Genomic DNA, 26270 nt, shown 5'->3' with positions numbered 1-26270 from the left:
CGTGCAACGCCTAGGCGGCGCTGAGCGAAAAAATCGCCTGTAAATCGGCCGCGTCGATCCGCCCGGCCAGGCCGCTGGCGGGGTCGAGCACCGCGTTGGCCAGGTCGGCCTTGCGCCGCTGCATCTCCTGGATTTTTTCTTCCAGCGTGCCCCGCGCAATCAATTTGTAGACGAACACCGGTTGCGTCTGCCCGATCCGCCAGGCGCGGTCGGTGGCCTGGTTCTCGCTGGCCGGGTTCCACCACGGGTCGTAATGGATGACGGTGTCGGCCGCCGTCAGGTTCAGCCCCACCCCGCCCGCTTTCAGACTGATCAGGAACACCGCCACCTGGCCGCCCTGGAAGGCCGCCACGGGCGCGGCGCGGTCTTGCGTGTCGCCCGTGAGCAGGGCGAAGTCGACGGCGCGCTCGCGCAACTGCGCCCCGATCAGCGCCAGCATGCTGGTAAATTGGGAAAACACCAGCACCTTGCGCCCTTCGCTGAGCAAGGTGTCGAGCAGGTCCATCAAGGTGTCGAGCTTGGCCGAGCCGGCCGTGCTTGCCTGGTTTTTCAGCAGGCGGGGATCGCAGCAGACCTGGCGCAGCTTGAGCAGGGCGTCGAGGATGACGATCTGGCTGCGCGCCAGGCCGCGCCGGTCGATTTCGTCGCGCACCTTGCGGTCCATCGCCACCCGCACCGTTTCGTACAGGTCGCGCTGGGCCGCGCCAAATTCGACGGGCAACATGATCTCCGTCTTCGGCGGCAGTTCGGTGGCCACCTTGTCCTTGGTGCGGCGCAGCATGAAGGGCTTGATGCGGCGCGCCAGCGCTTGCTGGGCGTGGCTGTCGCCGTGCAGCTCGATCGGTTTGCGCAACTGCGCATTGAAGCTTCGTTCGTCGCCCAGCAGGCCCGGCATCAGGAAATGAAACTGCGACCACAGCTCGCCCAGGTGGTTTTGCACGGGCGTGCCCGTCAGGCACAGGCGGTGGCGCGCCTCAAGCAGGCGCGCCGCCTGCGACGCCTTGGCGCGGCTGTTCTTGATGGTTTGCGCTTCGTCGAGGATCAACAGGTGAAAACGGTGCTGGCGCAGCAGCGCTTCGTCGCGTCCCAGCAGGGGGTAGGTGGTGAGCACCAGGTCGGCCTCGGCGATCTGCGCGAACAGCGCCGCCCGCTCCTTGCCGTGCAGCAGCAGCACCCGCAAACCGGGGGTGAAGCGGGCCGCTTCGCTTTGCCAGTTGCCCATCAGGCTGGTGGGGGCGACCACCAGTGCGGGCCGGTCCAGTCGGCCCGCTTCTTTTTCGGCCAGGATATGGGCCAGGGTTTGCACGGTCTTTCCCAATCCCATGTCGTCGGCGAGGATGCCGCCGAAGCCGTACTCGCGCAAAAACTGCATCCACGACAGGCCCGCGTGCTGGTAGGGCCGCAGTTGCGCCTGCAAGCCGGCCGGCACGGCGACCGGCAAGATGCCGTCGAAGGCGTGCATCTTGCGCGCCAGCGCGCGCAGGCGTTCGCCGCCCACCCAGCGCAACTGCGCCGCCGCCTCCAGTTCGGCCAGGCGCGCCGCGTCGATCAGGGGCAGGCGTACGCCCTTGCCGCTGCGTTCGCCCAGGTGCAGCTCGATCAGGGTGGCCAGGATGGGCTTGATGCGCTGCCACGGCAGGGCGACCCGGCGCGCGTCGGGCAGCGCGACGACCAGGGCGTCGTCGTCATCGCGCGCGGCCAGGGCGGCGGCATCGAAATCGGCCGGCGCATGGCGCATCATTTGCAACAGCAGCGGCAACAGGGCGTGGCGCTCGCCCTCGACCACGATGCCCAGTTCCAGCGAGAACCAGGCGTTGTCGACGCCACCGTCCTGGTCGTCATCTTCGTCCAGCTCGGCGTACCAGTCGTCGACCTCGAGCACCTCGTAGCGGTAGTCGCCGCCGACGACGATGTGCCAGCCGTCCGCCCGCAACTGCGGCAGCTGGTGGCGGGCAAAGGCCAGCCAGGCCGCGCCGTCGGGCAGCGCGATGGCAGTGCCCAGGCTCGCCAGCGGGCCTGCTGGCCCGGCGCCCGTAAAACCCAGCGCGGCCAGCCGCGCTACCAGCGCCGCCTCGGCGCCGGGCGCGCGGGCGATGATCTCGACCGTGGTGCCGGCCCTGCGCGTGATGGTGCTGCCATCGGCGGGGGCTTCGATGCCGTCGTAGTGAAACGACAGCTGCGCATAATCGTGCCACTGTAAGCCGGTGCGGGACGGCGTGGCGACGCTGCTCAACAGCAAATGGGGGACGGGCGCGATGCCCTTGCGCCGGCGCACCTTGAGCGCTTGCGGCAGCGGCACGATACGGTCGAAGCCCTGCTCGAGCAGGCGCGTGGCCATCGCCGCCCCTTGCCCGGGCGGCAAGGGCGGCGCCTGTTCGACCAGCCGCAGCAAGGTGGCCGGCGCCAGCGCCGCCAGCGCCGAAGGCAGCTGCAGTTCGCCCAGCAGTTGCCCGTCCAGGTAGAGCATGGGCGTGGTGGCCAACACGTGGCCGACGGGCGCGCCGTCGTCGAAGCGCCATTGGAGGGCGAGCGCGGCGGCGGCATCGCCGTCGGCCTGCCAGTCCAGCAGCCCCTGGCGGGGCGCGCCCGGCCCGATCAGCAGCGCCGCGCCCCGATTCAGGTCGGCACGGGTGGCGGCCCAGATCAGCAGGCCGTCGGCGCACAACTGTTGCAGCAGGCGCGCACCCAGCCGGCCCGTGACGGGAATGTCGTCGGAAAACATGCGGCCGGCGCGCAAGGCGGCCACCAGCCGGATCGCCTCTTCGTCGGCCGGCTTGACGTAATTGGGCGGCGCCGCCAGCAAGTCGTACAGATCGCTGATCACGGTGGCGCTGGCCACGCTGCCGTCCTTGCGCAGGCGCGCCTTGCACAGGTTCAGGCACGGCGTGCCGCTGTGGGCATCGGGCGTCAAGGCATACGCGAGGCGGTAGGTGGCCCCGGCCGGGGCGGCGCTGGCTGGCGCGAGCGCCTGCGCCAGCTGGTCCAGCCATTGCTGTGCGCGCCGGGCGGCGCCGGCTGGCGTGTGGGCCGACTGCTGCAAGTGGACCAGCAGGACCGCCAGCACGTGCTTACAGTTGTGGAACATGGGACAGCTGCATTCGCCATCGATGGACACGCCATGGCGCCGTTCGCGCACGATAATGTGCTGCCGGTAGACCTGGGCGCCGCTGCCGCGCACGGTGCCGGCGAGGGTGCTGCCGTGCTCGCGCACGTCGAGCACCATGCCCTGGCGCGCATAGCTGTCTCCCCGCGTAAACGTGGCGGGATCGAATTGACCGCCCAGGTCGTCAATGGTGAGATGCATGGGGGCGCCGGCAGGGAATCGAACGAGGTCCCATTATCGCCGACGGCGGACGCACTCGGCGGCGCCGCCGGCCCCTTCTTGCTTAGTCGGGCAGCATTTCGCTCAAGAAAATCAGCGATTCGCCGTGCGCTTCGACGGCGGCGCGCTGGTTGTAGGAGTCGCGGTGCGCACAATTAAAACCGTGCTGGGCGTCGGTGAAGCTGACGATGTCGACCAGCTCGTTGTCGACGAACGCTTCGGCGATCTGGTGCACGGCCTCCATCGGGATATGGCTGTCTTCTTCACCGAACAGCATCAGCACGGGGACTTCGATCTCGGCGGCGCGATCGAGATTGTTCTGGATGCCGCCGCCGTAGTAGCAGATGGCCGCATCGACCAGGCCGTTGGCGGCCGTGTGGTAGGACAGCAAGCCGCCAAAGCAGTAACCGAGCGACGCGACCGGTCCCGTCATGCCCTCGTGCGCCTTGAGGGCTTCGATGGCCACGCCGATGTCGGCCTGGGCCTTCTGGTGGTCGGTGGCATTCATCAGCTCGACAGCACGCTTCCAGCCCGCTTCGTCGTAACCGAGCTCGACGCGGGGCGCGCTGCGCCAGAACAGGTCGGGCACGATGACGACGAAGCCGTCATGGGCGTATTGTTCGGCCACCGTGCGGATGTGTTCGTTGACGCCGAAAATCTCCTGGATCAGGACGATGCCGGGGCCGCTGCCCGTGTGGGGGGTGACGAGGTAGGCGCCGAATTTGCCATCGGCCCCGTCCAGTTCAATCCATTCGCTCTTGATACCCATGTATGTTCTCCTGTGTGTGATGGGGCGATCATACCTGTTTCGCTGTTTGGCTGCCTCGCCGGCGGCCGGCCCGTCAGACCGTTGCCAGGCAGGCCGACAGCGCCTGCGGATCGGTGATCATGGGATCGTGGTGGGTATCGAGTTCGACCCAGGTCCAGCCTGCCTGGCTGCGCAACTGCTTCTTGATGTCGACCAGCGGCTCGAACGGCGACGCCGTGCAATCGATGTAGATGCGGGGCCGGCCATTGCCCAGCGGATGGGTCAACACCAGTTTCTCCTGGTAGGTGCCCACCGGGTGCGGTGTCAGGCGCTGGCTGACCCAGGCGATCGCTTCGCTGTCGAGATTGGCGTAGTCGTTGACCGAGGGCACTGGAATGGCCACGCCCTGGCCTTGCGCCAGGACCTGCTCCTGGCGCTTGCGGGTGATGGCCGCCGGTTGCGCTTCGAACACGGACAGGCCGCTGGTGAGCACCATGGCGTCGACATACACGAGGCTGTTGATCAGGTGGGCAATGCGGTCGGCCACGCCGCTGATGACGACGCCGGCAAAGCCGCTGCCGACCAGGATCACGTCGCTGATGCCCTGGTACAGGATGTGGTTGGTGATGCTGGTAATAAAGGTGGTCAGCGAAATATCCTTCGACAGCAGGTGGGCCTGCTCGCCCAGGCCCGGGCAGGTGGGGGTCGATACCGTGTGGCCCTGGGCGCGCAACTGGCTGGCGACTTTTTCCCAGCACCAGCCGCCGTACCAGGCGCCGTGCACGAGTACATAGGTTTTCGGCCGCGGCGCGTGCGCGGGCGTGGCCTGGACGGCGGGGGCGGCTGCGCCCAGCAGCAGGGCGAGGGCGCCGGCGTGGAAGCTGCGGCGTTTGGGATTCGGTGGCGTCATGGGGGGCCTCGTGATGTTGCCTTGTGGAAACGATGCTGTAAGTTTGACCAAGTTCTGGCGACTATCCTTGAGGAGAAGCAAGTTTTGATGGGGCGGCGCCGGGCGTTTTCCTGACCTTATATGTGCGCTGTAAAACGGACAGGGGGGCGTGCGGGGCGCAGGATTGGCGTTTAATCCATTCAAGAGGATGTGCCATGACCATGCGCCCCGCCGCCCCGGTAACGCCGCTGATGTACCAGAGCGTATTTGAAGTTCCGGAAGAGGACGAGGCCCAGACCGTCGCCGACCTGCTCGACTCGCTCAAGCACATATCGACCGTCACCTATGCCGATGGCGGCCACGCGCTGCGCAGCGTGCATGCGAAGTCGCACGGCATCCTGCGCGGCACCCTGACGGTGCTGGACGGCTTGCCGCAGCCCTATGCGCAGGGCCTGTTCGCCACGCCGGCCAGTTACGAGGCGGTGGCGCGCGTGTCGACCACGCCGGGCGACCTGCTCGACGACAAGGTGTCGACGCCGCGCGGCCTGGCGCTCAAACTGGTGGGGGTGGCCGGTGCGCGCGTCGAAGGCAGCGAGCAGGACACGACGCAGGATTTCGTCATGGTCAACGGTCCCGTGTTCGCCGCCCCCACCGCCAAGAAATTCAGCGGCAGCCTGAAATTGCTCGCGCCCACCACCGACAAGGTCCCCGGCCTGAAGGTGGCCCTGGCGACGGTGCTGCGCGGCGCCGAAAAGGCGCTCGAAGCGGTGGGCGGCGAGAGCGGCCTGCTCAAGAGCCTGGGCGGCCATCCGGCCACCCATCCCCTGGGCGAGACGTATTTCACGCAGGCGCCGGTGCTGTACGGCCCCTACATGGCCAAGTTCTCGCTGGTGCCCGTCTCGCCCGAGTTGCTGGCCCTGACGGACGCCCCGGTCGAACTGGCGCACACGGAAAACGGCTTGCGCGACGCCATCGTGGCCCACTTCGCCAGCCACGGCGGGCAATGGGAACTGCGGGTGCAACTGTGCACCGATCTGGCCACCATGCCGATCGAGGATTCGTCCGTCGAGTGGTCGCAGCAGGACAGTCCCTACGTGGCGGTGGCGCGCTTGAGCATGGCGCCGCAGGCGGGCTGGAGCGAGGCGCTGTCGACCCTGGTCGACGATGGCATGCGCTTTAATCCCTGGCATGCGCTGGCGGCGCACCGCCCGATCGGTTCGATCATGCGGGTGCGCAAGGCGGCCTATGCGATGTCGTCGGCGTTCCGCTTCGAGCGCAGCGGCGTGGCCCAGCAAGAGCCGAAAGACTTGCACGCGCTGCCCCGATAAGCACGACTTTCAGGCAAAAAAAGGCCACCCGAGGGTGGCCTTTTTGCATCCGGATTTCAGATAAAGTTAAATCGTTTATATGATTTAAATAGGATAAACCATAAAAACTATATAAACGATAATAACGATTTATCTAATTAAAATGCCTGGTTCAGGCGGGCGTACACGAAGCGGCCCGAGCGGCCGAACGGCGCATAGTTCGAAAACAGCGCCGCGCCGGTGGTGTTGAGCGCCAGCGGGTTGGCCGTCGGATAGACGTCGAACAGGTTGTCGGCGCCCAGCGCGATGGTGGTTTTTGGCGTGAGCGCGTAGCGACCTTCCAGGTCGACCAGGGTTTTCGCTGCCAGCGTCAGGTCGAGCGCCGGCGTGGTGCCAGGGCTGACCACTTCGCCGTAGCGGGTGGCGCGCAAGGTGGCGCCGAACTGGCCCAGTTTCCAGCCCAGGTTGGCGCTGAGCTTGTTTTTCGGCGTGCCTTTTTCAAACGTGATGGTGTTGACGCGGCCGAACAGCACCGGCGCCGGATTGAAGCCGGTCAGGGTGCCCGACGACGGCAGCTTGGTCACTTCGGTGCGGTTGAAGTTGGCTGCCAGGGTCAGGTCGAAACGGCCCGCTTCAGCGGCCGCGAACGGCGCGTTGAAGACGACGTCGACGCCGTCGGTGGTGGTGTTGACGCCGTTAATGAAGAAGCGCCCGCCACCGGAGGTGGGGAAACCCTGCGCCTTCAGGTAGGCGCCGATGCCCGGCACGCTCGACTCGATCAGGTTTTCCGACAGCACGATGCGGTCACGCATCTTGATGCGGTAGGCGTCCACCGTCAGGCTCATTTTGTCGAAGCGCATTACTGCGCCCAGCGACATGTTCACCGATTTTTCGGCGTCGAGCGGCTTGGCGCCCAGCGCCACGGCGATCGGATCGTTCGGGCGGAACGTGGTCAGGTCGAACGGCACCCCATTGATGAAAATGGTCGAGGTGGCCGAGAAATTCTGCTGCTGGGGCGAGGGCGCGCGAAAGCCGTTCTGCACCGAACCGCGCAGGCTGAACGAGGGCGCAAAATCGTAGCGGGCGGCCAGCTTGCCGGCCAGGCTGTTGCCGAAGTCGGAGTACTTCTCGCCGCGCACGGCGAACGAGGTCAGCAGCGCCGGCGTGATGTTTGCCTCGAAATCGGCAAACACGCTGCTGGCGTGGCGGCTGGTGTCGCTGGCGTCGGCCGGGCGGAAGCCGGGGAAGCCCTGGGTGCCCGGCGCGGTCGGCTGGCCGTTGGCCAGCAGCGCCTTGCCGTCGCGGTAGGAATCGGGCTCGCCTGCTTCGAGCTTGTAGCCTTCGCGACGCACTTCGGCGCCGATCGCCACGTTCAGCGGCGAGGACAGGCCGGCCACCGGATAGCCGCGCACGGCCGACACGTTCAGCACCAGCTGGTCGTAGGCGAAGCCACCGGCATAGAAGGCGGTCTTGCTGGTGGGGCCGATCGAGCGGTTGAGGGTGTTGGTGATATCGAACTGCATGTCGTTCTTGCCGTAGCCGAGCGAGGCGTCGAAGTCCCAGTCGCCCAGCGGCATGGTAAAGCCGCCCGTGAACGCGTAGTCGCGCACGCGCGGCTCGATGTAGGGCACGAAGCCATTCGGGTAGATCGACGTGATGTTCTGGTCCTGCACGGCGCGGCGGATGTTGGCGGCCGACTTGGCGTCACGGTTCTGGAAACTGGCCCAGCCGTACAGTTTCAGGCCGCCGCCGAGCGGATTGGCGGCATTCGCGAACAGGGTCGTCTGCTTCATTTCCGGCTCGCCGTACCAGGTGTCGAAGCGGTTGAAGGTGGCCTCGCGGGGATCGAAGGCGCCATTGACCTTGGCGTAGGCGGCGCGCACGTCGTAGCCGCTGCGCTCGGTGTGGGCCTGGTCCTTGTACTCGGCGGCGATGGTGACGAAACCGCTCTCGCCCCATGGCAGGCCTTTCCAGCCGGAGACGGTGGTGGTCTGGCCGTCGGTGCGCTTGCGCGAGGCGGGCGCGCCGGGGTAGTTGGCGCCGGCCGGAGCGGCGTCGCCGACGATGTCGTATTCGGTGATGCGGGCGCCGTAGGTGACGGCCGCTTCGCCGCCCGTGCGGTCCGAGCGCAGGCGGATGTTGACGACGCCGGCGATGGCGTCGGAGCCATACTGGGCCGAGGCGCCGTCACGCAGCACTTCGATGTTGCGGATGATGGCGGTGGGAATCGAGTTCATGTCGACGGCCGACGAGCCGCGGCCGATGGTGCCGTTGACGTTCACCAGCGCCGAACTGTGGCGGCGCTTCGAGTTCACCAGCACCAGCGTCTGGTCCGGCGCCAGGCCGCGCAGGGTGGCCGGGCGCACCGTGTCGGTGCCGTCGGTCAGGCCCGGGCGGGGAAAGTTCAGCGATGGCAAGGCCACCGACAGCGCCTGCCCCACTTCGGTGCTGCCGGAGTTTTTCAGCGACTCGGCCGAGATGATGTCGATGGGCGCTGCCGTGTCGAGCGCGGTGCGGTTGGCCACGCGGGTGCCGGTGACGACGACGGTGGCGCTGGCGCTGTCAGCGGCGGCCGGTGCGCTCTGCGCCACGGCGGCGCCGTGGGCAAACACGGCGGCGATGGCGAGGGCCATGATCTGTTTCTGTGGAACAAACTTGCTATGCATCGTTATTTTCCCTGGTAATGGTTGGACGTGGTCGCACTATGAAAAAACCTGATTTCATAGCGAAACTTATCCGTTCCATACTGGTGCACGCATTTACATAAGTCAATTCGCGTGACCCGCAACAGGTCGTAATAACAACAGTTTTGCTCGTTTTTTGGGCGTCGGATCCGTTTCAGGGCGTCGCCGCGCCCCTTATGCGGGCGCCGTTTTCCCCTTGAATAGCTTCTTGCCGACCGTAACGGCCAGCAGCACGATGGCGCCCGCAATCACCCCGGCAAGGGCGTCGATCACGGTGGGCGTGACCGCCTTGAGCACGGGGCCGACGGTGTCCACGCTGCCGGCGGCCAGGGCCGCGCTGTCGACCAGGTGGTGCAGGGCGGGCACGCCGTGCATGAGGATGCTGCCACCCACCATGAACATGGCGGCCGTGCCCACCACCGACAGGGCTTTCATCAGCAAGGGGGCGCCCGCCAGCAGCAGCCGGCCCACTGCGCGGGCGGCGCCCGAGGCCCGTTTGCTCAGGTGCAGGCCGGCGTCATCGATCTTGACGATGCCGGCGACCAGGCCGTACACGCCCACCGTCATCACCAGCGCGATGGCGACCAGCACGGCCACCTGCTGGGAGAACGGCGCATTCTCGACGGTGCCCAGCGCGATCACGATGATCTCGGCCGACAAGATAAAATCGGTGCGCACGGCGCCCTTGATCTTGTCCTGCTCCAGCGCCACCAGGTCGACCGCAGGATCGGCCACTGCGCGGCTGAGCTCGTCGTGATGGGCGGCGACTTCGTCCTTGCTGTGCATGAACTTGTGCGCGAGCTTTTCAAAGCCCTCGTAGCACAGGTAGGCGCCGCCCACCATCAGCAGCGGGGTGATCGCCCACGGCACGAAGGCACTGATGGCCAGCGCCGCCGGCACCAGGATCGCCTTGTTTTTCAGCGAGCCCACCGCCACCGCCCACACCACCGGCAACTCGCGGTCGGCGTTGACGCCCGAGACCTGCTGGGCGTTCAGGGCCAGGTCGTCGCCCAGCACGCCGGCGGTTTTTTTTGCCGCCACCTTGCTCATGACGGCGACGTCGTCGAGGATCGAGGCGATATCGTCGATCAGTGCCAATAGACTGCTTGCCATGCCCTGCTCCCGTGATTGTATTGACCTTGTTGCATCCGCCGCCATCTTACCCGAGCCGACCGCGCGCACGGATCAGCCCCGCAATTTGCGTTTCAGCCACCGAATACGGCACTTCGTCGCTTTTTGCCGACGCCCCAGGCGCCGCTGCGTATAGTGCAATGACTGACCGGCTGCACAGCGCCAGCCGCCTTATTTAGGGGAACCACGATGAACACCAATCTCGACCTGACCACCATGGCGCCACGCAGTGCCCGTCCTGTCAAGCGCAAGACCCGCATCACCATCTATCTCGACGACGAAGTGCTGTCGCAATTTCGCTCGCTGTCGGAAAAAAGCGGCCAGGGCTACCAGACGCTGATCAATGCGGCCCTGCGCATGCGCCTGCACAGCGATCCGCTGGCGGCCTGATTCGCCGGCGCCGACGGGCCGTGGCCGGCCGGCCATCGACCACCGCGCGCCAGCAGTGGCCGGGCTTACTTGCGTGCGCGGTGCCCGCCGAATTCTGTTCGCAGTAATAATTATGCTACTCTTCCCGCTCTTTATCACTCCGGAGGATAGTCATGAAAAAAGGCGAACTGATTGCTGAATTTGCGAAGCGCACCGCCATGACCGGCACCGCTGCCAACGCCGCCATCAACACGGTCATCGCGATCATCACCGAGCGCCTGAAAAAAGGCGACACGGTCGGCATCACCGGCTTTGGCACCTTCTCCGTCACCAAGCGCGCCGCGCGCAAGGGCCGCAACCCGTCAACCGGCGAAGCGATCAAGATCGCCGCCTCGAAGTCGCCCAAGTTTTCGGCCGGCGCCACCCTCAAGGCCGCCCTGAACCCGAAGCGAAAATAAGCCATCGTTGCTGAGACGGGCGCGCCGGCGGCAGCAGCCGCGGCGCGCCCGTTGTGTTTCATGGCGCCGCCATGCCCTTCCCTTCTTGAGCTGTTGCCCATGCTGTTTACTACCTGGATCGCGTTCGTCCTCGCCGCCACCGTCATCGCCATCTCGCCCGGCTCCGGCGCCATCATGGCCATGTCGCACGGCCTGGCCTTCGGCCTGCGCCGCGCCAGCGCCACCGTGCTGGGCCTGCAACTTGGACTGCTGCTGATGTTCGTCATCGCCGGCGCCGGGGTCGGCTCGCTGGTGATGGCTTCCGAGATCGCATTCGGCCTGGCCAAGACCATCGGCGCGCTGTACCTGATCTACTGCGGCGTGAGCCAATGGCGCGCTGCGCCTGCCGCCATGGCCGGCGGCGCCGCCGGCGCGCCGGCGCTGCCCTCGTTCGGCCGCCGCGTGGCGACGGGATTTCTGACCAATGCCACCAACCCCAAGGGCATCATCTTCATGGTCGCCGTGCTGCCGCAATTTATCGCCAAGCAGGCGCCGCTGCTGCCGCAACTGGCCATCCTCGGCATCACCATGGTCGTCATCGACAGCATCGTCATGCACGGCTATGCGGGCCTGGCCGCATCGATGCAGCGCTACTTTCGCGACCCGCGCGCCGTGCGCAAGCAAAACCATTTTTTTGGCGGCGTGCTGGTGCTGGTGGGTGCGGCCCTGTTTTTCGTCAAGCGCGCCCCCTGAATTGCAACCGAATGTAAAGCCTGTCGGCGCGCCGCCCGCTGGTCCGTTATAGAGTCTTACAGCAGTTTTCCACTCGTCGTCATTTTCGAAAGGCCGTCATGACCCTCCGCCTGCTCCGCGCCGCCACTGTGCTGGCCGCCGCCGTTTGCTCCACCCTGGCACTGGCGGCCGATCCGCCGTCGAGCGTGGGCCGCATCGCCATCGCCGAAGGCCAGGTGCGCATCACCGGCGAGGTGGGCGACGACGCGGCCGGCGCCCAGGTCAACTGGCCCGTCACCTCGCACAACCTGGTGACGACGGCGCGCGGCGCCCGCACGGAAATTCGCATCGGCTCGACCTCGGTGCGGCTCGACGGCGACACCTCGCTGGAAATGACGGAGCTCGACGACGACAGTCTGCGCCTGCGCCTGATCTACGGCAGCGTCAATATCCACGTGCGCGACCCCGCCCTGGCGCGCGGTTTCGAACTGGTCACGCCCAATGGCGTCGTGCGCCTGCAGGACGCCGGCGCCGTGCGCGTCGACAGCGAGCGGGTGCCGGGCGTCACCGCCGTCACCGCCCTGCTGGGCACCGCGCTGGTGAACGATCGGGGCGGCCAGCTGATCGTCCGCCCCGGCAAGCGGCTCGACGTGGGCGACGATATCCGCACCGGCGCCGCGCTGCGCGACGATTTCGACGACTGGTCGGCCCAGCGCGACCAGTACGAGGACCGCTCCGTGTCGGCGCGCTACGTCGGCACCGACATGACGGGCTACGAAGATCTCGACCGTCACGGCGTCTGGCGCGACGATGCCGAATACGGCCCCCTGTGGCTGCCGACCACGGTGGCGAGCGACTGGGCGCCCTACCGCGACGGCAGCTGGGCCTGGATCGCGCCATGGGGCTGGACCTGGGTCGACAACGCGCCCTGGGGCTATGCGCCGTTTCACTACGGCCGCTGGGTACAGGTCAAGCAGCGCTGGGCGTGGGCGCCCGGACGGCGCGATGCCCGTCCCGTGTGGGCACCGGCACTGGTGGGCTGGGTTGGTGGCGCCAACTGGAACCTCAATTTTAGTGGTGGTGGCCGGCGCCCCTTGCCGGCCACCGGCTGGTATCCGCTGTCGCCGCGCGACGCCTTCGTGCCCCATTACCGGGTCTCGCCCGACCACCTGCAGCGCATCAACCGGGGCCATGATGGCCGCCGCGACGGCCGTGACGGCCGTGATGGCCGCGATGAGCGCGCCGACCATCAGCGGCTGGGCCTGACGGTGGTGCCGCAAGCGCAGTTCGGCCAGCGTGGCACGGTGGCCGTGCGCAACGCGCCGCGCGCCAGCGGCCCGCTGGCCAGCCTGCCCGCGGGCGGCGCCACCGCGCCGGCGGCGCCCCCCGGCGTCGTCGTGCAGCGCGAGCGGATGGACCGCGACGCCTGGGAGCGCAACCGTCCGCACCGCCCCGAGTTGCGCAATCTACCGACACCAGGCGCGCCGCAGGCGGGCGGGCCGCTGCCGTCGCCGCTGGCGCCGGTGATGCCGAACCGGCGCGATGAGCGGCCGCGCATGCCGGTGATGCAGCTGCCGGCGCCAGCGCCGCAGCAACAAGTTCAGCCGCAGCCGCAGCGCCCGCAGCAGGTGCAGCAGGGGCAACCGCCGCAGGTGCAACTGCAGGAGCAGCAGCAGCAGCAGCAGCAGCAATTGCAACAACGGCAGCAACAGCAGCAATTACAGCAGCAGCAACTGCAGCAGCAACTGCAACAACAGCAGCAACTGCAGCAGCAGCAACTGCAGCAGCAGCAGCGCTTGGGCCGGGACGGTTTGAATGGCCGCGGTGACAGCCGCGATGGCCCCGGCCTGCGCCGCGACGTTCGTCCCGATGACGAGCGTGGCCGGGTGCAACGGCCGTCAGCGCCGGCGGCCGCGCCGGTGCCGCCGCAAGCACCAGCCCAGAGCGCACCCGCCGCCGAGCAGCGCCCGGCCCCTGTGCGTGGTGACGAGCGGCGCGGGCGCGACCCGGAGGGTGCGGCGCCCCGCCCCGCCCCGCCAGCGCAAGCGCCCGCCCCTGCTGCCGCGCCCGGGCCGGCCGCGCCGCCCGCCGCCGCCGCCGCCGCCGACAACCCGCGCAATCGGGGCGGCGCCGAGCGCAGGCGCGGTGCCGAGCCCGTCGAGCGTTAAAATGGCGGTATCGACCGTTTGACCCTATTTTTGACTGGATTGCCATGCAAGATATACCTCCCGCCGAATCGCTAATCGAATACCCGAGCGATTTCCCCATCAAGGTGATGGGACCGACCCACGACGACTTCGCCACCACCATCGTCGACGTCGTGCTCGAGCACGATCCCACCTTTCACGTGGGCCGGCTGGAAGTGCGCCCGTCCGCCAAGGGCAATTTCACGGGCCTGACGGTGACGGTGCGCGCCACCAGCCGCGCCCAGCTCGACGCCCTGTACGAGGCGCTGTCGGGCCACAAGATGGTCAAAATCGTCATGTAAGAGCGGGCCCGGGCAGGCCAGCTTTGCCGCCGTGGCAAGCGCCGCGCCGGCCGCTGCCTTATAATGGCGGGGCTCCCAACCTCAGGCCCGTCCATGTCCGCCACCCGCCCCGCGCCGGCGATCGTCCGCGATCTCGGCCGCGCTGACTACGAAACCGTCTTCGCCGCCATGCGCGCCTTCACCGATGCGCGCGAACCCGGCACGCCTGACGAACTGTGGATCGTCGAGCACCCGCCCGTGTTCACGCTGGGCCTGGGCGCCGATCCGGCCCACGTGCTCGCCGCCCACGGTATCGCCGTGGTGCAGACCGACCGCGGCGGCGAAGTGACCTTCCACGGTCCCGGCCAGGTGGTCATTTATCTGCTCATCGACCTGCGCCGCAACAAGCCGGGCGGCAAGCTCTATGCGCGCCAGTTCGTCACCAGGATCGAGCAGGCGATCATCGATGTGCTGGCGGCGTATAATCTGGCCGGCGTACGGATCGACGGCGCGCCCGGCATTTATGTGGCCGACGGCCCCAGGCAAGGCGCCAAGATCGCCGCGCTGGGCTTGAAAGTGCGCGGCAACGGCTGCACCTATCACGGCGTATCGCTCAATGTGGCGATGGACCTGTCGCCGTTTTCCTGGATTAACCCGTGCGGTTACGCGGGGCTGGAGACGGTCGACATGCGCAGCCTGGGCGTCGACGTGCCGCTCGCCGACGTGCAGAGCGCCCTGGCGCGCGCGCTGGTGAAGCAGCTGGCCACCATGAACCCGGCCGTGACCACGGCCCCGACCGAACAACACCAACCGAGCCCGCAGGGGCCTGCAGCCATATGAGCGACACCACCGACACCCTCGTTTCCGCCCCCGCCTACAACGCCCTCGACAAGCAAAAAGGCGCCAGCAAGACGTCCCGCATCCCCATTAAAATCGTGCCGATCGAGCAGATCGAGCGCCTGAAAAAGCCGGACTGGATCCGCGTGAAAGCGGCGTCGGCCTCGACCCGCTTCTACGAAATCAAGGACATCCTGCGCGCCAACAAGCTCGTGACGGTGTGCGAAGAAGCGAGCTGCCCGAACATCGGCGAGTGCTTCGGCAAGGGCACCGCCACCTTCATGATCATGGGCGACAAGTGCACGCGCCGCTGCCCGTTCTGCGACGTCGGCCACGGCCGCCCTGACCCGCTCGACGTCGACGAGCCGGCCAATCTGTCGAAGACGATCGCCGAGCTGCGCCTGTCGTATGTCGTCATCACCTCGGTCGACCGCGACGACCTGCGCGACGGCGGCGCCGGCCACTTCGTCGAGTGCATCCAGCAAACCCGCGCGCTGTCGCCGCGCACCCGCATCGAAGTGCTGGTGCCCGACTTCCGCGGCCGCCTGGCCAAGGCGCTCGCCATCTTCAAGGACGGCCTGCCCGACGTCATGAACCACAACCTGGAAACGGTGCCGCGCCTGTACAAGGAAGCCCGCCCCGGCGCCGACTACAAGCACTCGCTCGAACTGCTGCGCGACTTCAAGGCGCTCTACCCGGAAGCGGTGACGAAGTCGGGCATCATGGTGGGCCTGGGCGAGACGGACGAGGAAATCCTGCAGGTGATGCGCGACATGCGCGAGCACAACGTCGAAATGCTCACCATCGGCCAGTACCTGGCGCCGTCGAACTCGCACTTGCCGGTGCGCCGCTATGTGCACCCGGACGTGTTTAAAATGTTCGAGGCGGAGGCCTATAAAATGGGCTTCGTGCACGCGGCCGTGGGCGCCATGGTGCGCAGTTCCTATCACGCCGATGAGCAGGCGCACGGCGCCGGCGTGGCGATCGCCGAATAATCCCGGCTGGTCGTATTTTCGTCACAAAAAAGCAGGCGCCATTGGCGCCTGTTTTTTTTGTGACGGCGTCGCTCGCCGATCCGTTTCACCGCATGGACGCCATCAGCCGGCGTCGCCGCCCGGTGGCGGCGGCGCCATGTGGTCGCGCCGGTGCTCGATCAGGGCTTCGAGCACGATGGGATTGAGGCCGGCGCCCCTGTCAGCGTCGATATGGCTGAACAACTGGCTGCGCATGCGCGGCGCCCAGAAGCGCTGCAGGTGGTTGGCGATCTCGGTGCGGCCTTCGCGCGCGTCCGGGTAGGATTCAAAAAAAGTGCCGATCTGGTTGGCCATGGTGACCAGGTTGTCGATGTTCATGCTGCTTCCATTACGATGTTGACGCCGTGTGCGTAGGCGACGAAGTCGTCGCCGCGGGCAAAGGCGACCAGGGTCAGTCCGCAGTCTTGCGCGGTACGGGCGGCGAGGGCGGTGGGGGCGGAAATGGCGACCATGGCGGCGATGCCGACGGTGGCCGCCTTCTGCACCATTTCCACGCTGGCGCGGCTGGTGATGAGTACAAAGCCGTCGGTGGGGTCAAACTCGCCCTGGTGCAGGGCGCCGATCAGCTTGTCGAGCGCGTTGTGGCGGCCGACGTCCTCGTACGCCAGGCGCGGCACGCCGTCGCGCCCGCACCACAGGGCCGCGTGGGTGGCGCCGGTGAGGCGGTTCAAGGGCTGCTGCTGTTTGACTTCGGCCAGCGCGCGGCGGATCGCCGGCGCCGACAGGGCGCGCGTGGGCGCCAGCCAGGCCAGCGGACGGATCACCTGCGCCAGGCTGTCGACGCCGCACAAGCCGCAGCCGGTGCGGCCCGACAGGTTGCGGCGCCGGTCTTTCAGGCGCATGAAGGCGCCGGCGGCAATGTCGATGTGGGCGGTGATGCCGGCGGCGGCGTGCTCGACCTCGACGCCGTAGAACTGGCGCGGCGACTCGATGATGCCTTCGCTGAGCGAAAAGCCGAGGGCGAATTCGGCGATGTCGGCCGGCGTGGCCAGCATTACCGCGTGCGAGACGCCGTTGTATTCGAGCGCCACCGGCACTTCCTCGGCCAGTTCGTCGTGCGCGCCGCTCCAGGCGCCGCCGCGCATGCGCGCGACGGCCATGCGCACGTTCGGCGCATGGCGCACGGGTTCGTCCACGGCGCAGATCATACGACGCTCTCGGCCAGGCCCAGCTGCTCCTGGTTGAAGCGCGCGTACTCGAGCTGCCAGTCGGACTGCTGCTGCACGTGCATCACCTGCACCGCCGTCACCTTGTACTCGGGGCAGTTGGTGGCCCAGTCCGAGTTATCGGTGGTGATCACGTTGGCGCCCGATTCGGGGAAGTGGAAGGTGGTGTAGACCACCCCCGGCTGCATGCGCTCGGTGACCATCGCCCGCAGCACGGTTTCGCCCGAGCGGCTGTGGATGCCGACCCACTGGCCGTCCTCGATGCCCCGTTCCTGCGCGTCGTGCGGGTGGATCTCGAGGCGGTCTTCGGCGTGCCAGCGCACGTTCTCGGTGCGGCGCGTCTGCGCGCCCACGTTGTACTGCGACAGGATGCGGCCGGTGGTGAGAATGAGCGGAAATTTGCGCGTGACCTTCTCGTCGGTGGCGACATACTGGGTAATGATGAAGCGTCCCTTGCCGCGCACGAACTGGTCGATGTGCATGGTCGGCGTGCCCTCGGGCGCGTCCTCGTTGCAGGGCCACTGGATGCTGCCCAGCTGGTCCAGGCGCTGGTAGCTCACGCCCGAGAAGGTGGGGGTGAGGCGGGCGATTTCATCCATGATCTCGGATGGATGACGATACGCCATCGGGTAGCCCAGCCGGTTCGACAGCGCCACCGTCACTTCCCAGTCGGCGTAGCCGGCCTTCGGCGGCATCACCTTGCGCACGCGCGAAATGCGCCGCTCGGCATTGGTGAAGGTGCCGTCCTTTTCCAGGAACGAGGAGCCCGGCAGCAGCACGTGGGCGTACTTGGCCGTCTCGTTGAGGAAGATGTCCTGCACCACGATGCATTCCATCGCCTCGAGCGCCGAGGTGACGTGCTGGGTGTTGGGGTCGGACTGGACGATGTCTTCGCCCTGGCAGTACAGGCCCATGAAGCTGCCGTCGAGGGCTGCTTCGAACATGTTCGGAATGCGCAGGCCCGGCTCGGCTTGCAGGGGCACGCCCCAGGCCTGCTCGAACAGGGTGCGCACGGTGGTGTCGGAGACGTGGCGGTAGCCGGGCAGCTCGTGCGGGAACGAGCCGATGTCGCACGAGCCCTGCACATTGTTCTGGCCGCGCAGGGGATTGACGCCGACCCCTTCGCGGCCGACATTGCCGGTGGCCATGGCCAGGTTGGCGATGCCCATCACGGCGGTCGAACCCTGCGCATGCTCGGTCACGCCCAGGCCATAGAAGATGGCGCCGTTGCCGCCGGTGGCGAACAGGCGGGCCGCTTCGCGCACCTGCTCGGCCGGCACGCCGGTGATCTCGGCCGACGCTTCCGGCGAATTTTCAGGACGGGCGACGAATTCGCGCCACTGCTCGAAGGCGCGCAGGTCGCAGCGCTCGGCGATGAACTCGTCGGCCATCAGGCCTTCGGTGACGATGACGTGGGCCAGCGCGCTGACCATGGCGACGTTGGTGCCGGGGCGCAGCTGCAAGTGGTGCTGGGCGCGGATGTGCGGCGACTTGACCAGGTCGATGCCGCGCGGATCGATGACGATCAGGCGCGCGCCCTGGCGCAAGCGTTTTTTCATGCGCGAGGCGAACACCGGGTGGCCGTCGGTGGGGTTGGCGCCGATCACCAGGATGACGTCGGATTTTTCGACCGACTTGAACGTCTGGGTGCCGGCCGATTCGCCCAGCGTGGTTTTCAGGCCGTAGCCGGTGGGCGAGTGGCACACGCGCGCGCAGCTGTCGACGTTGTTGTTGCCGAAGGCGGCGCGCACCAGCTTCTGCACCAGGTAACCCTCTTCGTTGGTGCAGCGCGAGGAGACGATGCCGCCGATCGAATCGACGCCGTGCTTGGCCTGAATGCGCTTGAATTCGGAGGCGGCGTAATCGAGCGCCTCGTCCCACGACACTTCCTTCCACGGGTCGGTGATCTTCGAGCGGATCATCGGTTTGAGGATGCGGTCCTTGTGGGTGGCGTAGCCCCAGGCGAAGCGGCCCTTGACGCAGGCGTGGCCCTCATTGGCCTTGCCGTCCTTGGCCGGCACCATGCGCACCACCTCGTTGCCCTTCATTTCGGCCTTGAGCGAGCAGCCCACGCCGCAATAGGCGCAGGTGGTGGTGATGCTGTGCTCGGCCTGGCCCAGCCAGATCACCGATTTTTCCGTCAGCGTCGCCGTCGGGCAGGCTTCCACGCAGGCGCCGCAGGAGACGCATTCCGATTCCATGAACGATTCGCTCTGGCCGGCCGAGACGCGCGATTCAAAGCCCCGCCCCGAGATGGTCAGGGCAAAGGTGCCCTGGGTTTCCTCGCAGGCGCGCACGCAGCGGTTGCAGACGATGCACTTGGAGGAGTCGAAGGTGAAGTAGGGGTTGCTCTCGTCCTTCTTCAGTGCCAGGTGATTGGCGCCCTCGTAACCGTAGCGCACTTCGCGCAGCCCGGTGACGCCGGCCATGTCCTGCAGCTCACAGTTGCCGTTGGCGGGACAGGTGAGGCAGTCGAGCGGATGGTCGGAGATGTACAGCTCCATGACGCCCTTGCGCACTTCCTGCAGCTTGGCCGACTGGGTGCGCACCACCATGCCCGCTTCGGCCGGCGTGGTGCACGAGGCCGGATAGCCGCGCCGGCCTTCAATCTCGACCAGGCACAGGCGGCACGAGCCGAACGGCTCGAGGCTGTCGGTGGCGCACAGCTTGGGGATATTGATGCTGTTCTCGGCGGCCGCGCGCATGACCGAGGTGCCGACCGGGACGCGCACTGCGTAGCCGTCGATGGTGAGGGTGATCATCTCGGTGGACGCGTTGATGTCCTTGGCCGGGGTGCCGAAATCGCGGGTGATGATGGTTTCGATCATGGTATGGGTCTCCTATGCGGCGCGGACGTCGCCGGCCGTCTGGCCGAAGTCTTCAGGGAAGTGATTCAATGCCGACAGCACCGGGTACGGCGTCATGCCACCCATCGCGCACAGCGAGCCGTTGAGCATGGTGTCGCACAGCGAGCGCAATAAGATCACTTGTTGGGGGCGCTCGTTGCCGGCGCGGATTTTGTCGATCACTTCGACCCCGCGGGTCGAGCCGATGCGGCAGGGCGTGCACTTGCCGCACGATTCGACGGCGCAGAATTCCATCGCGTAGCGGGCCAGCCTGGCCATGTCGGCGCCGTCGTCGTGCACCACGATGCCGCCGTGGCCCAGCACGGCCCACAGCGCGGCGAACGCTTCGTAGTCGAGCGGGGTGTCCCACTGCGACTCGGGCAGGTAGGCGCCCAGCGGGCCGCCCACCTGCACCGCCTTGATGGGGCGCCCGCTGGCGCTGCCGCCGCCGTAGTCGTAGAGGATCTCGCGCAAGGTGGCGCCGAAGGCCAGTTCGATCAGGCCGCCCTGCTTGATATTGCCGGCCAATTGCACGGGCAGGGTGCCGCGCGAGCGGCCCATGCCGAAGTCCTGGTAGAACTGCGCGCCCTTGTCGAGGATGATCGGCACCGACGCCAGCGACAGCACGTTGTTGATCACGGTGGGCTGGCCGAACAGGCCGGCCAGGGCGGGCAGCGGCGGCTTGGCGCGCACCACGCCGCGCTTGCCTTCGATACTCTCGAGCAGGGCCGTCTCTTCGCCGCAGATATAGGCGCCCGCACCCTTGCGCACTTCCAGCGTGAAGGCGCGCCCGCTGCCGGCCACGTCGGCGCCCAGCAGGCCGGCCCGGGTGGCGCTGCCGATGGCGTGGTTCAAGGCCGCGATCGAGTGCGGATACTCGCTGCGCACATAGATATAGCCCTCGGTGGCGCCCACCGCCAGGCCGGCGATGGTCATCCCTTCAATGAGGACAAACGGATCGCTTTCCATCACGATGCGGTCGGCAAAGGTGCCCGAGTCGCCTTCGTCGGCGTTGCAGACGATGTATTTTTGCGCCGCCTGGGCGCGCAGCACGGTGTTCCACTTGATCCCGGTGGGGAAGGCGGCGCCGCCGCGCCCGCGCAGGCCCGAGGCGGTGACGGTGGCGACGATGTCGGCCTGGCTGAGCGTGACGGCGTGGCGCAGGCCGCGGTAGCCGCCGTGCGCCTCGTAGTCGGCCAGCGACAGGGGATCGGTGATGCCGCTGCGGGCGAAGGTCAGGCGGGTCTGGCGCGCCAGGTAGGGGATCTGTTCGACCAGGCCCAGCGCCAGCGGGTGGTCGGCCTGGCCCAGGTGAAAGCCGGCGTCGAACAGGGCGGCCACGGCGGCGTCGTCGACATTGCCGAACCCGACCCGGCCGGCGGGCGTGTCGACTTCGACCAGCGGTTCCAGGTACAGCAGGCCGCGGGTGCCGTTGCGTACCAGTTCGATGGCGATGCCGCGGCGCGCCGCTTCATGGGTGATCGCCGCGGCGACGTCGTCGGCGCCCAGCGCCAGCGCCGCCGAATCGGCGGGAACGAAGATGCGCACGCTCATGCGACCTCCTTGATTTTGCCGATCAGTTTGTCGAAGCGGGCCGGCGTCACGCGCGCATGGACAGCGTCGTTGATCATGATGGCCGGCGCGGTGGCGCACTGGCCCAGGCAGTACACTGGCTCGAGCGCGAAGGCGCCGTCGGCCGTGTGGGCGTGCAGGCCGCAGCCCAGGTTGCGCTCGGCGTGGGCCAGCAGGGCGTCGCCGCCCATGCTCTGGCACGCTTCGGCGCGGCAGATCTGCACCGTGCAGCGCGCCGGCGCGGCTGTCTTGAAGTAATGGTAAAACGTGATCACGCCGTGCACCTCGGCGCGCGAGACGTTGAAGCTCTGCGCCAGGTACTCGACGGCGTCGGGCGGAATGAAGCCGAGGCGATCCTGGATCGCGTGCAGCACGGGCAGCAGCGCATCCTGGCCAAGGTGGCCATGGCGGGCATGCAGGTCGAGAATGTCGCCGAACGCGGCGTGGGGATCAGGTGGGTTCATAGTGTCTCGTTTGTCCGCATTGCATATGTTCGGCAGAACATATATAAAGGCGGTATTTATGATGATGCATTGAGAGTAGCAGGGGTTTCGATGTCGTTCAATATGAAGGATTTTGCATATGATGAAGGTGGAGATACGCCCCGACTGGATCTTGCGCGATGCCAGCGGGGTGGCGACGGCCTTGCCGGCGCTGCTCGAACTGCTGCTGGCGGTGAGCCAGTTGGGCAGCATCAGCAAGGCCGCCGCCGCGCGCGGCATGTCGTACCGCCACGCGTGGGGCTTGCTGCAGCAGTTCTCCCAGCAGTTCGGCTTTGATCTGGTCTACAAGGTGCGCGGCCAGGGCACGGTGCTCTCGCCGCTGGCTGAAAAGCTGATGTGGGCCGACCGCCGCATCCACGCCCGCCTGACCCCCATGCTCGACAGCCTGGCCTCGGAGCTGCAGCAGGAACTGGCGCGCGTGCTGGCCGACGACGCCCAGGTGCTGCGCATGACGGCCTCGCACGGCTTCGCCGTGGCCGCGCTGGTGACCCAGTTGAACGAGCAGGGCATCACCGTCGACATCAAGTACCGTGGCAGCAGCGAGGCGGTGGCGGCGCTCGCGCGCGGCGAGTGCGAGCTGGCCGGCTTTCACCTGCCGGTGGGCGAATTCGAGCAGGCGGCGGCGGCCAAGTACCGGCCGTGGCTGGACCCGCAGCGCCACGCGCTGATCCACCTGGCCTACCGCATGCAAGGCATCTTCGTCGCCAAGGGCAATCCGCACCATGTGACGGGGCTGGCCGACCTGGGCCGCCCGGGCCTGCGCTTCGTCAACCGCCAGAAGGGGTCGGGCACGCGCGTGCTGCTCGAACTGCTGCTGCACCACGGCGGCATCGATCCGGCCGCCATCAGCGGCTTCGGCACCGCCGAATTCACCCACGCGGCGGTGGCCGCGTATGTCGCCAGCGGCATGGCCGATGTCAGTTTTGGGGTCGAAACGGCGGCGCGCCGCTTCGACCTCGATTTCATCCCCGTGATCCGCGAACAGTACTTCCTGGCCTGCGATGCCAGTGCCGTCGACACGCCGATGCTGCTGGCGGCGCAGACGGCGATGGCCAGCGCGCCGTTCAAGCAGGTGCTGGCGGCGCTGCCCGGCTATGACGGCGCGCTGTGCGGCGCCCGCCTCGACATGCACACGCTGTTCCAGGGCGATCCCGCGCGCTGATCCGGGTGCGCTATTGGAATGGGGCGGGGCGCGTTATAGTACCGGGGACTCCACTGTGCGCCCACGCCTTCCCATGCCTTCGATTCCCACTGTAAAACCCGAACCCGTCGATGCCGACGACGGCGCCCTGAACCCGAACCCGCAGCTGACGCAGGCGATGCCGGCCGGCGCCGCCCTGGTCAAGGCCGAGGGCCGGGTGTTCGTGCGCTTTAACGGCGTGGTGCGCTTCGAGCACTTGCGCGTGCCGTGGCAGCTGGTGCCGCCGCAGGGCGTGCTGGCCAAGCCCAGCAAGTGGAGAAAAATGGACCCCGAGGCGCAGGCCGCGCTGGTGCTGGAACGGGCCAATGCGCCGGCCATCGCCGACCTGCACGCCAGCGTCGAGGCGTTTGTGCGGGAGATCGCCGCGCTGGCCGACGACTGCGACTTCGACGCCATGACCTTCCTGGCGCCGCTGGCCGACCTCGAGACGGCCGAGCCGGCCGAGTATGTGTTCGAGCGCATCCGCCAGCGCATCATCCACGCCGTCGAACGCGAGCAGGAAGCGCAGTACGCGGAACGCACCAAGCAGAGCATCAACCTGGCCGAATACCCGCAATCGTTCGAGGTGGCCAGCCGCATGCCGCGCAAGTTCATCGCGCTGCTGGGCCCCACCAATTCCGGTAAAACCCACCGCGCCATGGAAGCGCTGGTGAAAGCGCCCAGCGGCGTCTACCTGGCGCCGCTGCGCCTGCTGGCGCTGGAAAACTTCGAGCGCATGCAGGCCGTCAGCGTGCACGGCAAGCCGCTCAAGGTGAGCCTGGTGACGGGAGAAGAGCGCCGCCTGACGGCCGGTGCCACCCACATCGCCAGCACCGTCGAGATGCTCGATTCGCGCAACCGCGTCGACGTCGCCGTGATCGACGAAATCCAGATGCTGGCCGACCGCGACCGCGGCGCCGCCTGGACCGCGGCCGTGTGCGGCGCGCCCGCCTCGGTGGTCTACCTGGTGGGCGCGCCCGAGGCGCGCCGCGCCATCGAGGCGCTGGCCGAACGGCTCGAGTGTCCGCTCGAAGTGCACATCCTCAAGCGCATGGCGCCGCTGGCAATGGAGCCGGGCGCCGTGCGCAAGCTGCGCAACCTGCGCCGCGGCGACGCCGTGATCGCCTTTTCGCGCCGCGAAGTGCTCAAATGGCGCGACATGATCACCGAGATCGGCCTGTCGGTGGCAACCGTCTACGGCAACCTGTCGCCGGAAGTGCGGCGCGCCCAGGCCGAGCGCTTCCGCGACGGCAGCGCCGACATCGTCGTCGGCACCGACGCCCTGGCGATGGGCCTGAACATGCCGATTGCCCGCATCGTCATGACCACCGCCGTCAAGTACAACGGTTACGAGGAAGAAGAAATCCCGGCCGCGCTGGCGCGCCAGATCGCCGGCCGCGCCGGCCGCTACGGCGTGCACGAAGAAGGCTTCGTGGCCGGCTACGACGACGAAACCCACGAGGTGATGCGCGCGCTGCTCAAGGAAAAGCCGGGCGCGATCGCCGCCAGCGGCTTCGCGGTGGCGCCGTCGATCGAACAGCTGCATCGCATTGCCGCCGTCACCAACGAGCGCTCGCTGGTCAAGCTGCTCAAGCGTTTTGTGCACAACATCGACGTCCCCGACGGCTTCTTTTATCCAAAGATCACGGAAGACCAGTCGACCCGCGCCCTCTGGCTCGATACGATCGAGAACCTGACCGTGGCGCAAAAATTCATGTTGTCGCTGGTGCCCATTTCGAGCAAGGTGCCGTCGCTGCAAACGGCCTGGGAATACTGGGCGCTGTGCCTGTCGAAGCAGAAGGTGTGCAAGCTCGACGCCGAAGGGGCTGCGCTGCGCTGGCTCAATTTGCAGGAAGTCGAAGACGCCTGCCGCCGTTACTCGGCCTACGCCTGGGTGGCCTACCGCGAACCGGAAATTTTTCCCAGCATCGCGCTGGCGCAGGAATTGTCGCGCACCGCCTCGGAGCGGGTCGATGCGATCCTGCAGCAGCAGAACGCGGCCGCGCGCCAGCGTGGCGGTGGCGCTGGCGGCGGCAGCAGCGGCGGCGGCGGCGGCGGCAGCGGGCGCGTCAAGCGCAGGTAGTTACAGCGCCACGCTGACCGTCAGGATCAGCAGCAGGTACAGCACGAACACGCCAAGCGAGGCGAACAGCAGCGCCACCGTGCGCCACAAGGCGCCACGCACGCGCAACTGGTAGGCGCCGCGCAGCTGGAGGAACATGTGGATGGGCGGCGCGATCCACAGCAGCTGGGTCGCCATCGTCAGCCCGGCCCTGCCCAGCAGGGACACGCCGCTCACCAGCAGCGCCATGAACGACAGCGCGTACAGCGAAAAGACGGCGTGGTCGTACATGGTAACGCCACGCTTCCAGAAGAACATCAGCCACAGCAAGGGCAGCGACATCGGCACGAGCATGAAGGACAACTTCGACGCCGAGCTTTTCAGCTTGTACAAGGTGAGCTGGGGATTGTCGAGCGCGCCGCGCAGGGCGCGGTCGACGGCGGCCGAGCCGGAGTCGATGTTCGCTTGCTTCAGGCGCAGCTTGTCGACCACCTTGTCGAGTTTTCCCTCGTCGCCGTCGTCCGTCGCCGTCGTCGCCGCCGTCGAGGCCGGCGTGCCGAACGGATGGTCCGTGCGGCTGACGCTGGAGACGACAAAGAACATCAGGAACACCATGAACAGGAACAGCGCCAGCGGCGACACATAGCGGGTGCGCTTGCCGTCGATGGAATTGCGGGTCAGCCGGCCCGGCTGGAGCACCAGCAGGGGCAGGGTGCGCCAGGCCTTGGCGTCGAAGTGCAGCAGGCCATGCAGGAACTCCTCACCGAGGTGCAGCAGCGAGCGGTGGACATGGGCGCCCTGGCCGCAGCGATGGCAATACGGGCCCGTCAACTGCGCGCCGCAGTTGGCGCAGGCGCTGTCGTGGGCGCGATCCGCATGATCGACGGCGGCAGCGGGCGGGTCGATCTGCTTGGCCACCAGCGTCGCGGTGACGAGGGCGCCACCGCCCTCAAGGTCCAGGTTCATGGTGTTGTCAAAAATTGA

At 67.4% G+C, this 26270-nt stretch carries 21 protein-coding genes; 10 read left to right on the top strand and 11 right to left on the bottom strand.

From position 1 onward, the window contains the following. Positions 1 to 10: 10 nt before the first annotated feature. The 3 genes from ACP7EY_RS08705 to ACP7EY_RS08695 form a co-directional block, all read right to left on the bottom strand. Positions 11 to 3304, bottom strand: a complete 3294-nt coding sequence (locus tag ACP7EY_RS08705) for an SNF2-related protein (RefSeq protein WP_426192481.1) — start codon at positions 3302 to 3304, stop codon at positions 11 to 13. Between the two features lie 82 nt (positions 3305 to 3386). Further along, positions 3387 to 4091, bottom strand: coding sequence for a dienelactone hydrolase family protein (locus tag ACP7EY_RS08700; RefSeq protein ID WP_426192479.1), 705 nt, complete (start codon positions 4089 to 4091; stop codon positions 3387 to 3389). Positions 4092 to 4164: 73 nt separating this feature from the next. Beyond that, positions 4165 to 4980 carry an alpha/beta fold hydrolase gene (locus tag ACP7EY_RS08695; RefSeq protein WP_426192477.1) on the bottom strand — a complete coding sequence of 272 codons (816 nt, stop codon included), beginning with the start codon at positions 4978 to 4980 and terminating at the stop codon, positions 4165 to 4167. A 194-nt stretch (positions 4981 to 5174) separates the two neighbouring features. On the opposite strand from ACP7EY_RS08695, the gene ACP7EY_RS08690 reads away from it, so the two are divergent. After that, positions 5175 to 6287: a catalase family protein gene (locus ACP7EY_RS08690; protein ID WP_426192475.1), complete on the top strand. Its 1113-nt coding sequence runs from the start codon at positions 5175 to 5177 to the stop codon at positions 6285 to 6287. A gap of 137 nt (positions 6288 to 6424) precedes the next feature. Here ACP7EY_RS08690 and ACP7EY_RS08685 read toward each other — a convergent pair whose 3' ends face one another. Further along, complete coding sequence (locus ACP7EY_RS08685) at positions 6425 to 8899, bottom strand: TonB-dependent receptor plug domain-containing protein (protein ID WP_426192473.1); 2475 nt, start codon at positions 8897 to 8899, stop codon at positions 6425 to 6427. A gap of 225 nt (positions 8900 to 9124) precedes the next feature. Further along, a complete protein-coding gene (locus tag ACP7EY_RS08680) occupies positions 9125 to 10063 on the bottom strand; it encodes a DUF808 domain-containing protein (RefSeq protein WP_426192471.1) in 939 nt (312 codons plus the stop codon). A 207-nt stretch (positions 10064 to 10270) separates the two neighbouring features. Here ACP7EY_RS08680 and ACP7EY_RS08675 point away from each other — a divergent pair, with 207 nt between their 5' ends. The 7 genes from ACP7EY_RS08675 to lipA all read left to right on the top strand — a co-directional run bounded on the left by ACP7EY_RS08675 (position 10271) and on the right by lipA (position 15918). Further along, positions 10271 to 10471 (top strand): BrnA antitoxin family protein, encoded by a 201-nt coding sequence (locus tag ACP7EY_RS08675; RefSeq protein WP_426192469.1) that lies wholly within the window; start codon positions 10271 to 10273, stop codon positions 10469 to 10471. Between the two features lie 152 nt (positions 10472 to 10623). Then, the gene (locus ACP7EY_RS08670) at positions 10624 to 10908 is read left to right on the top strand and encodes an HU family DNA-binding protein (RefSeq protein ID WP_426192467.1); all 285 of its coding nucleotides are present in this window, start codon (positions 10624 to 10626) and stop codon (positions 10906 to 10908) included. A 99-nt stretch (positions 10909 to 11007) separates the two neighbouring features. Further along, positions 11008 to 11640, top strand: a complete 633-nt coding sequence (locus tag ACP7EY_RS08665; protein ID WP_426192465.1) for a LysE family transporter — start codon at positions 11008 to 11010, stop codon at positions 11638 to 11640. 98 nt (positions 11641 to 11738) lie between these two features. Next, a complete protein-coding gene (locus ACP7EY_RS08660; protein ID WP_426192463.1) occupies positions 11739 to 13787 on the top strand; it encodes a DUF6600 domain-containing protein in 2049 nt (682 codons plus the stop codon). A 44-nt stretch (positions 13788 to 13831) separates the two neighbouring features. Next, a complete protein-coding gene (locus ACP7EY_RS08655; protein ID WP_426192461.1) occupies positions 13832 to 14107 on the top strand; it encodes a DUF493 family protein in 276 nt (91 codons plus the stop codon). 93 nt (positions 14108 to 14200) lie between these two features. Next, the gene (gene lipB, locus ACP7EY_RS08650; RefSeq protein WP_426192459.1) at positions 14201 to 14926 is read left to right on the top strand and encodes a lipoyl(octanoyl) transferase LipB; all 726 of its coding nucleotides are present in this window, start codon (positions 14201 to 14203) and stop codon (positions 14924 to 14926) included. After that, positions 14923 to 15918, top strand: a complete 996-nt coding sequence (gene lipA / locus ACP7EY_RS08645) for a lipoyl synthase (RefSeq protein WP_426192457.1) — start codon at positions 14923 to 14925, stop codon at positions 15916 to 15918. Before lipB ends, lipA begins: the two co-directional genes overlap by 4 nt. Before the next feature lie 102 nt (positions 15919 to 16020). Here lipA and ACP7EY_RS08640 read toward each other — a convergent pair whose 3' ends face one another. The 5 genes from ACP7EY_RS08640 to ACP7EY_RS08620 form a co-directional block, all read right to left on the bottom strand. Further along, positions 16021 to 16275: a formate dehydrogenase subunit delta gene (locus tag ACP7EY_RS08640; protein WP_426192455.1), complete on the bottom strand. Its 255-nt coding sequence runs from the start codon at positions 16273 to 16275 to the stop codon at positions 16021 to 16023. Continuing rightward, positions 16272 to 17105: a formate dehydrogenase accessory sulfurtransferase FdhD gene (gene fdhD, locus ACP7EY_RS08635; protein WP_426192453.1), complete on the bottom strand. Its 834-nt coding sequence runs from the start codon at positions 17103 to 17105 to the stop codon at positions 16272 to 16274. The genes ACP7EY_RS08640 and fdhD overlap by 4 nt, the downstream gene beginning before the upstream one ends. Further along, a complete protein-coding gene (gene fdhF, locus ACP7EY_RS08630) occupies positions 17102 to 19885 on the bottom strand; it encodes a formate dehydrogenase subunit alpha (RefSeq protein ID WP_426192556.1) in 2784 nt (927 codons plus the stop codon). The genes fdhD and fdhF overlap by 4 nt, the downstream gene beginning before the upstream one ends. 78 nt (positions 19886 to 19963) lie before the next feature. Continuing rightward, a complete protein-coding gene (locus tag ACP7EY_RS08625) occupies positions 19964 to 21523 on the bottom strand; it encodes a formate dehydrogenase beta subunit (protein WP_426192451.1) in 1560 nt (519 codons plus the stop codon). Next, the gene (locus tag ACP7EY_RS08620; RefSeq protein ID WP_426192449.1) at positions 21520 to 22005 is read right to left on the bottom strand and encodes a formate dehydrogenase subunit gamma; all 486 of its coding nucleotides are present in this window, start codon (positions 22003 to 22005) and stop codon (positions 21520 to 21522) included. Before ACP7EY_RS08620 ends, ACP7EY_RS08625 begins: the two co-directional genes overlap by 4 nt. A gap of 118 nt (positions 22006 to 22123) precedes the next feature. Here ACP7EY_RS08620 and ACP7EY_RS08615 point away from each other — a divergent pair, with 118 nt between their 5' ends. Both ACP7EY_RS08615 and ACP7EY_RS08610 read left to right on the top strand, forming a co-directional pair. Further along, positions 22124 to 23206, top strand: coding sequence for a substrate-binding domain-containing protein (locus ACP7EY_RS08615; RefSeq protein ID WP_426192447.1), 1083 nt, complete (start codon positions 22124 to 22126; stop codon positions 23204 to 23206). Between the two features lie 73 nt (positions 23207 to 23279). Further along, on the top strand, positions 23280 to 25307 hold the full coding sequence (locus ACP7EY_RS08610) for a helicase-related protein (protein ID WP_426192445.1): 2028 nt from the start codon (positions 23280 to 23282) through the stop codon (positions 25305 to 25307). On the opposite strand, the gene ACP7EY_RS08605 is transcribed toward ACP7EY_RS08610, so the two are convergent. Beyond that, positions 25308 to 26252, bottom strand: coding sequence for a DUF3667 domain-containing protein (locus ACP7EY_RS08605; protein ID WP_426192443.1), 945 nt, complete (start codon positions 26250 to 26252; stop codon positions 25308 to 25310). Positions 26253 to 26270 lie beyond the last annotated feature (18 nt).

The organism is Massilia sp. DWR3-1-1, assembly GCF_049898325.1.
GTDB lineage: Bacteria > Pseudomonadota > Gammaproteobacteria > Burkholderiales > Burkholderiaceae_D > JAFCUW01.
The sequence above is the reverse complement of the archived record's forward strand: the minus strand, read 5'-3'. Positions and strand labels throughout refer to the sequence as shown.